We start from the raw sequence: 14606 nt of genomic DNA, 5'->3' as shown, positions 1-14606 counted from the left end.
TACATTTTTAGATAGATATCATATAAAACTGTTTAAATAGCTTCCTCTTCCACCTTATAATGAGAAGTATCACCCATCAATATAAACTTTCTGTTATCTTTATTTGCTTCTAATATATTTAAACATGTAGGCTGCATAAAAGCTCCGCTCCAAAAATCCTTTAAGTCTTTCTTTTCAATGTATGAAATAATACCTTTTAGAGCAATCGCATGGGTGACAATTAGCACGCTTTTGTCTTTATATTGAGTTATTATCTTTTCTATCTCATTGCCCACCCTGTCTATAACCTGTGAGAATGTTTCACCATTTATAGGTTTATAAAGATGTGGAAAGTTCCAGAAATTCTTATGCTCTTCCGGCCATTGCCTTTCAACCTCTGTATACAGCATTCCTTCCCATTGTCCAAGATATATTTCCCTCAGGTTATCATTTGGAATTATCTCAATTTCCCTTTTCCCTCTGATATTTTCAGCTGTAGCTATGGTTCTACCACTTGAACTGGATATAATCACATCTATTTTTTCATCCTTCAATCTTTCCCCTAGCCATTGAGCCTGAATTTCTCCTAATGGAGTAAGCTTGGAATCCATCCTCCCTTGTAGCCTTCTTTCTAGATTCCATTCTGTTTGTCCATGTCTTGTTATATATAGCTTTGTCATGATATCCCCCTTAAGAAATAAAATTATTGAATACACCTACTTATATAAATGCTGTAATAATGCTTGTCCTAATTATTTGAACTTCTATGATTAATAACTAATGAAACAGTTAATATAAACGTAAGCAAAATGCTGATTATAAGTGATATATCGTATATTTAGATTAATTGTAATAATAACTGACTAAAACTAGCGACAATAATTCATCTGATAACCTAGACTTATCCTTTGAGACTCTCTTTAAAAATACTGCAAATATAATCCATAATATTAATACAATTATCCTAAATAACATTATATACCCTCTTATAATTATATCTAATATCTCCCATATAATATAAGGCCGGCAATTTCATAAATAGCTATAGCTGCTACAATTATTGCAACAATCCATAATAATATGATAGGCCATGATTTTTTCCAATGCCTTTTGATAAAAAGAATCTTGTTATTATGCAATACAAAATCCTGGAGCCATTTTCTCTTCCACCATGCTGTAGCAAGCAATATTAAGAGTATAGAAATTGAAACTATGACAGGACTTAAATTTTTAAATGTCAAACCATGACCGGTAAAGGTCAGTATTGCATAACCCGGCAATCGTCCTAATACTGAAATGATCACCAAGGAACGAATGGGTATAGTACTAAGCCCCGCAACAAATGATATGAGATCATCTGGAAATGCCGGCAGAAGATAAATTAAAAAAATTACTAACTTTCCTTTCTTGCCCTCAATTAGATGGTCAAACTTATCCAGATTTTTCTTATCTACAAAACATCCGACAAAGGGCCGTCCGAATTTCCGAGTAAGGATAAAAATAAGTGTGAACCCTATGGTTGCACCGATCATTGTGTATATCAAGCCCCATATGGGACCAAAAAGATAACCTCCCGCCAACCCCGCCACCTGTCCAGGTATAGGTGCAACTAAAACTTGTAATATTTGTATCAATATGAATACCAAGGGTCCCCATGGACCTGCTTTATCTATCATATTTCTTATTTTATCCGGATTACCAAGGGAGGAAAGAAATGGCCATGCAAAGTATAAGGCTATTCCCAGTACAACTATGACACCTAAAACAATTATTATGTATAATTTTTTTGCCTTGTTCTGTTGCGATGTGCCATTCATATTCCGAATCCCCCAGTAATCTTATTATGTACTTTTTTGTGTCCAACTATTTCTTTCTTGCTAACAAACAATACCAATCCACATCTTCAAGCTCTACTTCTCTTATATAAGGATAAGGTTTAATTTTGAAATCATAGTAGCCTAATTCATCTAATACTTTGATAATAAAATCCTTTGATACAGGATTATAAATTTCTTCAAATATTTCTCGCTGGATAACCTTGTTTTCTTTTTCAAAAGAATACACTATATTGAACGTGATGGTTCCGTCAGAATTATGATCCCATATCTGAAATAAATTAATTCGTATATCATCTTTAAAGAAAGGAGGGTAAAAATAGAATCTTTGATGGGTCCTAATTATTTTATCCCAGTTTCGAATATCAAAATATAAATAACCTTTATCTCTAACAAGGGCGTCCATTTCTCTTAATACCTTTTCCAGTTCATCATTCTTTACATAAGGCAGAGAGTTTCCGGTACTCATTACGCAGTCATATTTATCATGAAAATTCTTAGATAGATTTCTGAAATCACACTGTTTTAATTCTATGTCCAACCCTTTCTTCAATGCTTTTTCTCTTCCTTTTTCAAGCATAGCTTCACTTATATCCGAAGCTGATACTTTATAACCCATTTCAGCCAATACAATAGTCAGATTTCCCGTTCCAAAGCTGCAATCTAATATACTTGAAATTTGGCAATCCTTAAACATCTTCATGTAATGTTCTTTTAGTATCTTATAAGTTTCTTCAGTATATGCTAAGTCATAAATATCAGGCCTTTCATAGAGCCTGTCCATATTAATGCCTCCTCTTTGCTATTAGCCTCTATAATTTTTTTGTATGGTCTCCTACAAAGTTATATCCGCATATTACCATAGTCGTTTTCTTCTTAGATTTTTTAGAAGCAAAAATCAATACTTATAAATTTTGACAATCCCCAATGAGCTTTATTTATTGTCTTAACTTAATCTGTTAAAATATTAAAACCCCAATTCTTCATTTACTATAAACAGTTTCATTCTACCTTTAGCAAACTGACCTTCTACAATAACTAAGTTATAACAAACCCTTTCAGCGGTTTTACAATCTATGCACTTTTTCAATTCCAAGCATGGTGGATTATATCCGGCTCTTTTAGCATTCAACGGAGCTGATATGCTTCTAGCTCTATGTACTGCATCATCAAGTGTATCGCATATCTTGTTTCTTCCTATTACAACTATTACATTATCGGGTCCATATATCATAGCTGCTACTCTATTTCCACTATGATCTATGTTTACTATATGCCCTTCTGTTGAAATTGCATTAGTACCTGTAATATACCAATCAGACAATAAGGACTTTTTCTTAATCTCTTTACTTTCTTCCTGGCTTTGGGCCTGTGTTTTGTCAAATACAATGTTTCCCCTTGCTCTCAACAGCTCTGAAATATTCATCTTCTTCAAAGTTTGAGAATTTCCAATTCCAACTGAACAAGTTAAAGGTATCAATTCCATTATTTTACCTCTAGCCTCTTCCAAGGTTTCAAAAAATGCCACATCTATATTCCTGGATTTAAAGTTTTTTATTATCTTTAATTCCATATCCTTATCCATTTTTTCACCTTCCCTTGACTTAAGAAGTTAACAAACATTCGTCTATGGTATAAAAATTGCAATCATTCCATGTTCTTATTTTCTGGCAGACAAATCTTTCTTCTTCAATCCGTTTGCTTTTATTGATTTTCTCCATCCTATTTCTGCCGCAAATTTATAGAAGATTCTAGGAATATTGGGAGAGACGAATATATTTTCTCCTGATGCGCCATTCAATATATTATTTGCTAACTGTCTAAATGGCTCCTCCAAACTCTTCTTTGGTCCTTGCCCCATTGGAACATTTTTTATCATCACCATCATTCCACCTCCGCCGATTCCAAGCCCTTGTCCCCACTTAAGCCCTGCTTTTGAACACCAATTCTCCATCATTTCCATCGCCAGCTTATTCTGATGACCTTCATAAAAACCACAGTTTACTATGGAATATACTTTTATATCTTTTTTATTTGCAGATGTAAAAAAAGATTCTAGTTGGATAAGACAATTAAGCAAGTGAGACGGTATTCCATCTACATATAATGGAAATGCGAATACAAGAATATCATAATTTATCAACTGTTCTATCTCTTCTTTATTCAATAAAGGCTTTCTAAAGTTATATTCTGAAATGGCAATATCATCTTGCTCTAAAAGAGGCTTCAACTCCTGCAATAATGAAGCTGATGCACTATATTTTGCTTTGGGACTTCCGTATATAAAAGCTATTTTCATAGTATCTGCCCCTCCATCTCCTCAATGCTTTTGAAGAATAAAATTCTGCCAATATTACAATCCAGATTAACGGAATTAGCTTTCACTAGCTTTTGGGCAGTCTGTCTTTCTTTTTCTGTTATGTTTTCACCATAAAAATACACATTAAGATCTATAACATTTTTGTATCGTCTCTTATGATGCATCTCTCCGTTCTTAATTACAAAATCAGGATGCAAATAAGGAATGCTTCGATCCAATATATTCTTTACAAATGGACTAAATCCACCATAACAACATCTGCTTATGATAATAACTTCTTGAGATTTTGATAAATATTCACCCATATCTCCATATCTATCGCGTATTACACAGGCTCCAGGTGTTTTTATCCAACAGCCGAAGCATCCTATGCAATGCTGGATACTCTCATCATATAAAATGACCTTATCGTCATCAGGCAAGTCAGGAATTAGCTTTCCAAAATCTTTACTTTCCAAGTCACATATAAATAATTTCATTTCTCACTTTCCCTTCAAAACCAATATATCGATATGCATCAACAAAATATCTGCTCGAAAAATGAATTATATCCACATTATACCATAGCTGCTTGCTTATTAAAATTTCTCTTGAATCCCATTACAGAAAGTCTGGGTTAAAAAAGAACCGTCCCTGAATTTCTTAAGGAAACGGTTCTGTAAGCTACAGCATTAGAATTCAGCTGTTCCTACTGTTCTTGGGAAAGGTATCACATCTCTGATGTTGCTTATACCTGTCAGGTACATTATCAATCTTTCAAATCCCAATCCATAGCCAGCATGCTTAGTTCCACCGTACTTTCTAAGCTCCATGTACCACCAGTAGTCTTCCTTATCAAGGCCGAATTCTTCCATCTTCTTTTCTAATACATCATATCTTTCTTCTCTCTGGCTGCCTCCGATTATTTCTCCTACACCTGGCACCAGAAGATCCATGGCCGCCACAGTCTTATTGTCATCGTTAAGCCTCATATAGAAGGCTTTTATCTCCTTTGGATAATTGATTACAAATACAGGTTTTTTGAATATTTCCTCAGTCAGATATCTTTCATGTTCTGTCTGGAGGTCCATACCCCATTCAACAGGATACTCAAATTCCTTACCGGATTTTTTCAGCAATTCTATTGCCTCTGTATAAGTAACCCTTCCAAATTCAGAGTCAACTATGTTTTGTAATCTATCAAGCAAAGTATTATCTATAAACTGGTTAAAGAATGCCATTTCCTCTGGAGCATTCTCCAATACATAGTTTATAACATACTTCATCATATCTTCTGCCAGCTTCATGTTGTCTTCCAAATCCGCAAAGGCTATTTCAGGTTCAATCATCCAGAATTCTGCCGCATGTCTTGGAGTGTTGGAATTTTCAGCTCTGAAAGTTGGTCCGAAAGTATATACATTTCTAAAGGCTAAAGCATATACTTCTGCTTCCAACTGACCGCTTACGGTTAGATTTGTTGACTTGCCGAAGAAGTCTTCTCTGTAGTCAACTTTCCCATCCTCTGTTCTGGGTGGGTTCTCCATATCCAATGTAGTTACTCTAAACATTTGACCTGCACCTTCAGCATCACTGCCTGTAATTATTGGAGTATGGACATACACGAATCCTCTTTCGTTAAAGAATTTGTGTATTGCATAGGCTGCCAAAGATCTTACCCTAAATACGGCAGAGAAGGTGTTGCTCCTCGGTCTCAAATGAGCAATGGTTCTTAAGTATTCCATGCTATGTCTTTTCTTCTGCAAAGGATATTCCGGTGAAGACAGACCTTCAATCACTATCTTTTCTGCTTTTATCTCGAAAGGTTGCTTAGCTTCCGGAGTTAATACCAGTTGACCTTCCACATAAAGCGATGAACTTATGTTTAACTTTGCAATATCCTTAAAATTCTCCAGTTCTTCACCAAAAACGATTTGAACATTCTTGAAAAAACTGCCATCATTAAGTTCTATGAAACCAAAACTTTTTGATACCCTTATGTTTCTTATCCAACCTGCTACTGATACAGTCTTTCCTGCATAGCTGTCGGTATCTCTGTACAAGCTTTTTACATATACTGTTTTCATTTTTATGCCTCCTTATATTATTGTGTTGACTAACTTACCTTTGCTTGTTAACTTTAAATATTGGGATATATTTGATGCAAAATAATTATAATATCTCCAGTATTTTCTTTGTAATTTTAGATAAATAAGAAAGGCTTCCTTTGGAAGCATTTTAACAATCAAGGTAACCTTTCTTGAAATGCTCTTACGGAAAGTATAAATTAAAAATTTATATTTTCCTGGCATTATAAAAAATCTTTCATCCCATATAGGGACGAAAGATTGAATTCCGCGGTACCACCCTGCTTGCCTATCTGGCCAGCTCTTGCCCAATAACGGTGGGTGCCGTCCGAGCCTACTCTCATAAGATTTCGGGCGGATGCTCCGGGAGGTTCCTCCATACAGTTTCGTATCGGCTTCCACCTGCCGCCGACTCTCTGAAACTCTTCTGTATTTCGCATCCCTTCATAGCTGTTAATAGTATTAACAAATATTATAATAACGATACCTAAACTTGTCAATCATCATGTTATCATAATATATACTTTACACCTCATACTTAGCTCACATATTAAATACATTGCTATAGATTAATGATTGCACCATATTTTATGGATTTCATTTTGCTCATTTATATGCCATTTTTTTTAACTTTCTATAACTCTCTTGAATATGTCCGTATATTTGAGAGAACTTAAATAAGTTTGCCCCTATAATTCCTGCTAATCTTGAAAGCAGTATTCCCATTATTACAAGTATGAAAATACCTATTAGCAATTCCATGCAATCACCCTTCTTTACCGTTATGAAACATTTAACTCATTATAACACTAATCACTAAATTTGTAATGCTTTACATATTATATTAAATATTTTTTGAGTTTATTTTTAGCATACTGGGTAATCCACACCGCTTGGTGCGGGTTGCCGTTATATAAGTAATTATATTAATTTATAACACCTTGCAATGTATTGGCAAGGTGTTATTTTCTTCTTGAATTTTATAAGAAAGAATATCCTTTCAAAAATAGTTCCTATTTTATTTTACCATATGCTGGCATATCACTCAACTAAAACAGCCTACAAATCATTTAATATGATTGTAGGCCATGATCTGCAAACCTTTTGACTTAAATTCTAGATTTCACCAAACTGAGCTTTTGGCTCAACTTTCTCATCCTGATGCTTCCTGTTCAGATTCTTTAACTCGAAGTATAGGAAAATTGCTGTAAGTATAGATGATGATAAATCTGCAACAGGACCTGCCGTAAAGAGTCCCATCAATCCCATAAATGTAGGCAGTATCAATATCATAGGTATCAATAAAAGCACTTGACGTGAAAGGCTTAACAACATAGATTGCTTTGGTTTGCCAACAGCTTGGAAATATGCAGAACTAACAATCTGAAAACCGATTATGGGCATAAATATCATAACTCTCTTCATTCCCATGGCACCCACATTAATAAGCTCAGCATCGTCGGTGAAAACTCCGATCATTTGCGGAGCAAATAATTGAGTTGCTATAAAACCTATGGTAACGACCACTGTGGCAGCTCCTATGGCATATTTCAAGGTGCTTTTTACTCTGTCATATTTTTGAGCTCCATAGTTAAATCCAATTATAGGTTGAGCACCTTGATTAATTCCAAAGACAACCATAGTAAAAAGTGATACCACATTATTTATAATGCCCATGGCTGATACAGCAATGTCTCCTCCGTATTGAGCCAAGCCTTTATTCATGAAAATTACCACTAAACTGGACGCCAATTGCATAGCAAAAGGAGCCAATCCTATAGTAGTAATGGACTTTACAATATGAAATCTTAACTTCAGATTAGATTTCCTTATCTTTAACAAGCTGTTGCCAGAAAGGAAATAATACATTACAAATATTGCAGAAGCCGCCATGGATATAACAGTTGCAAGTGCTGCTCCTTTTATACCCCATCCAAATGCAAATATAAATATTGGATCCAGAATAGTATTAAGTATTGCTCCTATGAGCATGGTTGTCATTGCAACCTTCGGGTTTCCTTCTCCTCGTATGAAGTTATTCATGCCCATTTCAATCATCTGGAATATGGTTCCGTAAACTATGATTGTGAAATATCCTTTGGCATAAGGCATCACAGCATCACTGGCTCCAAATACTCTGAGAAGCGGCTCCATAAATAAGAGTCCCGACACAGTCAGCGCCACTGCTATAATTATCATGCTGACCAAAGCATTGGCCAATATCAGTTCTGCCTCTTCCTTCTTCTTCTGTCCAAGCCTTATGGATACAAGAGAATTGCCTCCTATACCTATAAGCATAGAAAAGGCCATACCTATAACCATTAGTGGAAAGCCAATTCTAACTCCGGCTATTCCCAAAGGACCTACTCCTTGACCTATGAATACCATATCAACAAAGTTGTAAAGGGCATTTACCACCATACCTACTATAGCAGGTATAGAAAACTTAAGTAAAAGTTTCGGTATTTCCTTTTCTCCCAGTAACCTTTCTCTCTCAACTACTTGCATATCATTACTCCTGTCTCTTTAATATTTTTTAGAATTTCTTTAGCAAATTCAATGCTTTCCAATAACTTATAAATATCTTGTGAATCCACTTTTTCAAAAATCCTCTCAAATTCTTTCTCAAAGCAGGACATCAGTTTTGAAATATATTCTTCACCTTGAGAAGTCAGAATGATCCATTGTTTTCTTCTATCTTCACAATCCGCCTCTCTCCTAACAAACCCATATTCCACCAAAGAATCAATCAATGTTGTGAGGCTTCCTTTTTGCATGTCCATTGCTTTTCCAAGGGAAGATGGCATTACTCTGCCCTTTTTTTGAATAATAAAAAGAGCTTTTTGCTGGCTTTTGTTTAAACTGGGCTCTATACCATAATCCTTATGATATATGCATCCTATGGTCTGATGATATAGAGGCATGAATTCAAACAAAGAATTAAAAAGCTCCTTAAATATAGTTTTATCCATAATTGCCTCCATAGAAAGTATTGCTTCCCATCCTTAGGACCTGCCTTGGATGGTTGCATTCCTCTACTGTAGAAAAATATATTTTCCTACACATAAAAATAGTTAGAATTCTTACTATTAGAATTCTAACTATTTTTATTCCTGCTGTCAATACTTTTCGATATGTTATTTTTCAAGTACTTTTACCAATAATTGTATTGAGTTTTCTACATCCTTTACTGATACCATTTCTGATGGAGAGTGAACATATCGGCATGGTACCGATATAACTCCAGAGGGTACTCCGGATTTTGTCAGATGAATTGCTCCTGAATCTGTACCTCCACCTTCCAATATTTCAAGCTGGTATGGAATATTGTTTTCCTGAGCTGTCTCTATCATAAGTTTCTTTACTGTTGGATGCGCCAATACACTGTTGTCCTTAATCTTTATAGCAGTACCTTTACCCATCTTTACTTCCATAGTCTTAGCTTTAGGAGTATCTCCTGTCAGAGTAACATCCAATGCTATACCCATATCAGGATCTACACCGTAGGCAGCAGTCTTGGCTCCTCTCAAGCCTACTTCTTCTTGCACTGTAAATACAAAGTATACTTCATTGGGACTGTTTTTGAGAGCTTTTAATGCTTCAATGGCAACATAGCAACCTATTCTGTCATCCAGAGCCTTGGACATGATATAGTCCCCATCCTGAACAAAAGGTGCATAGAAGCAAGCCACATCTCCTACATTTACTTTCTTCATGGCTTCTTCTTTTGAATAGGCACCGATATCTATAAACATTTTACTCAATGTAAGATCCTTCATGTTGTCAATTTTCTCCACGCCTACAACACCCATGGTGCCATCAGCAAACATTACTCTTTGATATAGTGCAGTATATGGTGAAACTCCTCCTATATTTGTGAAGCGAATGAAACCGTTGTCGTCTATATTGGTAACCATGATTCCTATTTCATCCATATGACTGGCTACCATAATCTTTTTACCGTTGCCCTTTTTTACTGCTATTAGATTTCCCAGGGCATCTACTTTTATCTCATCTGCATAGCCTTTTATTTCTTCCCTGATAACTTCCCTTATGGCTTCTTCGTTGCCGGATGGGCCAAAGGTTTCCAATAATCTTTTCAATAAATCTTTATTAATCACGGATGTATTCCCCCTCTTTTATATCTTCCAGGAATAGTTTTACTATTTTCTTAAGTCCCTCAAAATCATCCTTGCTCATTACGCAAGATGGCGAATGAATATATCTGCACGGTACAGAAATTGCTGTACAGGGTATTCCTTCTCTTGTGGTATGTATTGCTCCTGCGTCATTTCCGCCTGATGAGGGCAATCTATATTGAATATCTACTCCGTTTTTGACAGCGATGTCATATATTCTTTTAGCCAAGTTCTTAGGGAATATGGTTCTGGAATCCATAAGGGATATGGCAGGACCAGCCCCCAACTTTGTTATATAGGATTGCTCAGGCACGTTGGATACATCTGAGCATAAAGTTCCTTCAAGAACTAACGCAATGTCTGGATTAACTTTGTATGCAGCTACTGTTGCACCTCTTAATCCAATTTCTTCTTGAACTGTAAAAACAGCCACTACAGTAACATCATAATTATGTTTTAAAGTTTCTATCAATGCTGCGCATCCGGCTCTGTCATCCAATGCTTTTGCTTTTATCAGATTATTTCCGAATTCCACATATTCACTGTCAAAAGCTATATAATCTCCCGGCTTCACCAGCTTTTCCGTATCTTCCTTTGACTTGGCACCGATGTCTATATACAGCTGCTTTGTTCTTAATGGAGTCTCCCTTTCGCCCTTTTCCTGCAAATGTATTGCTTTGGCACCTATGACACCCTGTATTTTATTTTTTCCCACCAGCACTGGTTTGGATACCAATATTCTTTCATCCAATCCTCCTGCCTGTTCAAATCTTATAAATCCTCCATCATCTATGGACTTTACCATGAGCCCTACTTCGTCCATGTGAGCAGCTATCATAACCTTTGGGTATCCAGGCTTGCCATTTTTAGTTGCTATCACATTTCCTAATCTATCAACCTTTATATCGTCAACATATGGTTTTATTTCTTCCAATATTATTTGCCTTACTTCACCTTCGCCACCGGGCATACCGCAAGCATCAGTTAATCTTTTTAATAGCATAGCATTTCCTCCAAATCCTCGCCATTTAAGCTGACTATGAAATATGCCAAAAGCTTTCCGGCGTTTTTAATATCACTAATTTGGACAGTTTCTACGGAGGTATGCATATACCTTAGAGGTATGGATATCAAGCCTGTGGAAACTCCACCTCTGGTAACCTGCATTCCCCACGCATCTGTGCCTGTAGCTCCAGGATATATATCCTGCTGATAAGGTATGTTGTATTCCTTTGCTACCTTCACCAATCTTTCATAGACCTTTGGATGAATATTGGCACCAAAACCGATGCAAGGCCCTTTGCCTAAATCAGCAGTTTCATCTTTTGGCAGTTCTGGAGTGGACCCAAAACCTACATCTATAGCAATTCCTATATCGGGAGATATCTCAAATGTGGCAGGAATTGCACCTCTGTATCCAACTTCCTCCTGAACTGTAGCGACAGCGTAAACATCACAATCATGTTTCATATGGCTCAATTCTTTCAAGCATTCATACATGACTGCAACACCAGCCCTGTCATCCAAAGCTTTACCAGCCACCATATCATTCTGCAAGTTCAGCAACTTGCGCCTTATTGTGATTGAGTCTCCAATTGAAACATACTTTTCAACTTCTTCCTTTGGAAGACCTACATCTATCAGCATGTCTTCCATCTTAACGGATTTTTCCCTTTCACTGGCTTCAAGAATGTGGGGTGGCTTGCTGCCTATGACTCCAAATAAGTCCTTTTTTCCATGTATGATGACTTCTTGAGTCAGCAAGGTTCTTTGATCTACTCCCCCTACATTTGTAAATTGAATAAATCCCTTATCGTCAATTTTCTTTACCATCAAGCCTATTTCATCCATATGAGCTGCCAGCATAATCTTCTTTGGGTTATCAGCCTTTCCCTTTTTTATTGCATATAGGCTGCCCATTTTATCAATTTTTATCTCATCTGAATAGGGTAGAAAGTACTTTTCCACGACTTTCGCTGCTTCATGCTCGAAGCCTGTAACGCCATGGGCTTCTACCAGTTCTTTAAGCAAACTCCTAAGCAAAACATCTCCCTCTTTCTCTGTGTAATATGGTAATAAATCCCCACATATTTAATGTTAATATAATTTGATGATAATAGCAAAAGCTATTTGCAAAATTTTAAAAAATTATTCTAATATATAATTCTCGAAAACCATAATAGCGATATACTTACCACTTCCCGAACTTTTTAGCTCATCGTATACCAAATCTGCATAGTCAAAATCCTTAAGCATATTATATGCTTACCCGGGAGTCAAATTAACATTAAATTTCATGTAAGCCATTTATTTACCTCCCATCTTATCAATTTGTCAAAACTTATTCTAAAAGCTATATTTTTTATTCCTTCTTATTTATCTATTGTTCACACCACTATTATTCTGCATATTATGACTATATATCAGTATTTTTAAGAGGTGAACAAAATTATGGCAACTGCTTCAGCCATCATCAGAGGCGGACCTTTAGCACCAGCCTTGTCAGGTATGGTGTATTTCACAGATGTTCAGGGTGGTGTACAGGTATGTGTATCTGTAAGAGGGCTTCCCAATTACAAGCCTGCTATGGGAAATGAAGCTCCTATAGGTCCCCATGGCTTTCATATACACCTGTACGGAAATTGCGAGATCGGAGATCCTGATGATCCTTTTAAGGCAGCAGGAGATCATTGGAACCCGGATAACCAGCCCCATGGCAATCATGCTGGAGACTTTCCCGTAGTTTTCTCCAACCACGGAAGAGCTTTGATGTGTTTTTTCACTGATAGATTCAAGGTAAGAGATATAATTGGAAAATCAGTTATCATACACCAGAGTCCTGATGATTACCGAAGCCAGCCATCGGGAAACGCAGGAAAGAGATTGGCTTGCGGTATTATACAACCAATATAGGGCTGTATCCTTACTTTTCTGGACACAAGCAACCTTAAACTATCCTTATAATGAAACAAGTGTAAATGATTCACCATTTTAAGGTGCTGCATTTACACTTGTTAGCATCAAATGATTCTATATTTCAAGCTTATAGTCTTATTTATACTTATATACTAAAGGTTTATATCTACATACTCTTTTAGTTCTTTCATTGTCCATGGTTTTATTTCCAATTTGAACTTTCGTTCTCCTTCTTTTACTCTAAATGAAATTTCTCCACTTATTTCCTTTTGGGGTTTTAAGATGCCATTTATACCATTCTCCTCTGGGAGCACTATGTTGTATGCCTGATTATTCGCATCAACTAATTTAAATACCATATGTGAAGTCATTTGCTCTTCTTTTGAACCATTATTTTTCACAGACAAGTTAATATTTAAAAAGCAATATCCTTCACCTGCATCCCCTAAATTATTTCCCCTGGATACAGATACTTCTTTGATATCAAAAACCAAATTATTTATTGCTATATTAATCGCTGAGCCCGAGTCGCTTTCTTTTGCAATTTGCCCCTTATTGTCATTGGATTTGCCCACTGTTTCAATATCCAGCATTCCTTTTTTCTGGCTCATCCTTGGAGGTTCAATACATAATTCAAATTTATTAATTTTTTTCGGAACCTCAAACCAAACCGTTCCTTCTTTGCTTTCACCTGCTGAAAGCAATCCATTAATACTATCCGTTCCTTCAGGTAAAACAATATTATATATATTTCTCTTGTCATCATATAGCTTAAACATCATTTTAGATGTCAATTGCTCCTGTTTAACACCATCATTAGTGACTTTTAAGTTTATGCAAACCAGCTTATTTCCTTCTGAAGCTGTTTTAAATTTATTGCTCTTACTTTCACTTACACCGTTGATTGTAAATACCAAATTATTTGTCTTTGTGCTTTTCATATATACTATTATATTTGAAGTTTTATCATATTCCATAAATTCTTCGGCATTTGTAATATTACTTCCAGCCAATATTATGCTGCATGCAACAACAGTTAATATAAAATATTTGACAGCCACCTTTTTACACATACATGATCTTGCATATTTTATAATATCCATTATGCTTTGAATCCTCCTTCTATGATTGCCAAGTTACTTGACAAGCTTCATTTTGCTTCAAAATTTTATCAGGTTTAAACATACTTTACCAGGCTATATTAATATTATATATTACTTTTACAAAATTTACAACCTAAGGTAGTTCTTCGCAACATAAAGTATTAGACATTATAAGCACCTTTACTTTTGATTAACCTGCATAGGCATATTCATAAAATTTAATTCATAATAAAAATTAGAACTTAAGTGTT

15 protein-coding genes and 1 other annotated feature are annotated in these 14606 nt (G+C 35.7%); of the genes, 1 reads left to right on the top strand and 14 read right to left on the bottom strand.

The annotated features are described in order from the left end of the window. Positions 1-32: 32 nt before the first annotated feature. From BUB48_RS01480 to BUB48_RS01415, 13 genes are all read right to left on the bottom strand, one after another. On the bottom strand, positions 33-659 hold the full coding sequence (locus BUB48_RS01480) for a histidine phosphatase family protein (protein WP_073023754.1): 627 nt from the start codon (positions 657-659) through the stop codon (positions 33-35). 318 nt (positions 660-977) lie between these two features. Then, complete coding sequence (locus BUB48_RS01475) at positions 978-1796, bottom strand: VTT domain-containing protein (RefSeq protein ID WP_073023752.1); 819 nt, start codon at positions 1794-1796, stop codon at positions 978-980. A gap of 46 nt (positions 1797-1842) precedes the next feature. After that, a complete protein-coding gene (locus tag BUB48_RS01470) occupies positions 1843-2598 on the bottom strand; it encodes a class I SAM-dependent methyltransferase (RefSeq protein ID WP_073023750.1) in 756 nt (251 codons plus the stop codon). Positions 2599-2781: 183 nt separating this feature from the next. Then, positions 2782-3399 carry a lactate utilization protein gene (locus BUB48_RS01465; protein ID WP_073023748.1) on the bottom strand — a complete coding sequence of 206 codons (618 nt, stop codon included), beginning with the start codon at positions 3397-3399 and terminating at the stop codon, positions 2782-2784. Between the two features lie 75 nt (positions 3400-3474). Next, positions 3475-4113, bottom strand: a complete 639-nt coding sequence (locus BUB48_RS01460) for an NADPH-dependent FMN reductase family protein (RefSeq protein ID WP_073023746.1) — start codon at positions 4111-4113, stop codon at positions 3475-3477. Further along, positions 4110-4613: a flavodoxin family protein gene (locus tag BUB48_RS01455; RefSeq protein WP_073023744.1), complete on the bottom strand. Its 504-nt coding sequence runs from the start codon at positions 4611-4613 to the stop codon at positions 4110-4112. The genes BUB48_RS01460 and BUB48_RS01455 overlap by 4 nt, the downstream gene beginning before the upstream one ends. 192 nt (positions 4614-4805) lie before the next feature. Further along, on the bottom strand, positions 4806-6197 hold the full coding sequence (gene asnS, locus BUB48_RS01450) for an asparagine--tRNA ligase (RefSeq protein ID WP_073023742.1): 1392 nt from the start codon (positions 6195-6197) through the stop codon (positions 4806-4808). A 246-nt stretch (positions 6198-6443) separates the two neighbouring features. After that, positions 6444-6654: a binding site (T-box leader), on the bottom strand. Positions 6655-6803: 149 nt separating this feature from the next. Beyond that, positions 6804-6959: a hypothetical protein gene (locus tag BUB48_RS17915; protein WP_175548321.1), complete on the bottom strand. Its 156-nt coding sequence runs from the start codon at positions 6957-6959 to the stop codon at positions 6804-6806. Between the two features lie 354 nt (positions 6960-7313). Next, entirely contained in the window at positions 7314-8705 is a 1392-nt protein-coding gene (locus tag BUB48_RS01435) for an MATE family efflux transporter (RefSeq protein WP_073023736.1), read from the bottom strand. Beyond that, positions 8696-9169, bottom strand: coding sequence for a MarR family winged helix-turn-helix transcriptional regulator (locus BUB48_RS01430; protein ID WP_073023734.1), 474 nt, complete (start codon positions 9167-9169; stop codon positions 8696-8698). Before BUB48_RS01430 ends, BUB48_RS01435 begins: the two co-directional genes overlap by 10 nt. 165 nt (positions 9170-9334) lie before the next feature. Beyond that, the gene (locus BUB48_RS01425) at positions 9335-10318 is read right to left on the bottom strand and encodes a M42 family metallopeptidase (protein ID WP_073023732.1); all 984 of its coding nucleotides are present in this window, start codon (positions 10316-10318) and stop codon (positions 9335-9337) included. Beyond that, on the bottom strand, positions 10311-11339 hold the full coding sequence (locus BUB48_RS01420) for a M42 family metallopeptidase (RefSeq protein WP_073023730.1): 1029 nt from the start codon (positions 11337-11339) through the stop codon (positions 10311-10313). The genes BUB48_RS01425 and BUB48_RS01420 overlap by 8 nt, the downstream gene beginning before the upstream one ends. Next, entirely contained in the window at positions 11330-12379 is a 1050-nt protein-coding gene (locus BUB48_RS01415) for a M42 family metallopeptidase (RefSeq protein ID WP_073023728.1), read from the bottom strand. The genes BUB48_RS01420 and BUB48_RS01415 overlap by 10 nt, the downstream gene beginning before the upstream one ends. 408 nt (positions 12380-12787) lie before the next feature. On the opposite strand from BUB48_RS01415, the gene BUB48_RS01410 reads away from it, so the two are divergent. Beyond that, positions 12788-13249 carry a superoxide dismutase family protein gene (locus BUB48_RS01410; RefSeq protein ID WP_073023726.1) on the top strand — a complete coding sequence of 154 codons (462 nt, stop codon included), beginning with the start codon at positions 12788-12790 and terminating at the stop codon, positions 13247-13249. Between the two features lie 155 nt (positions 13250-13404). On the opposite strand, the gene BUB48_RS01405 is transcribed toward BUB48_RS01410, so the two are convergent. Next, positions 13405-14355: a DUF4352 domain-containing protein gene (locus BUB48_RS01405; RefSeq protein ID WP_073023724.1), complete on the bottom strand. Its 951-nt coding sequence runs from the start codon at positions 14353-14355 to the stop codon at positions 13405-13407. Positions 14356-14606 lie beyond the last annotated feature (251 nt).

Source organism: Lutispora thermophila DSM 19022 (assembly GCF_900142105.1).
GTDB lineage: Bacteria > Bacillota > Clostridia > Lutisporales > Lutisporaceae > Lutispora > Lutispora thermophila.
Note: the sequence above shows the minus strand (reverse complement) of the source record. Positions and strands in the feature narration are given on the sequence as shown.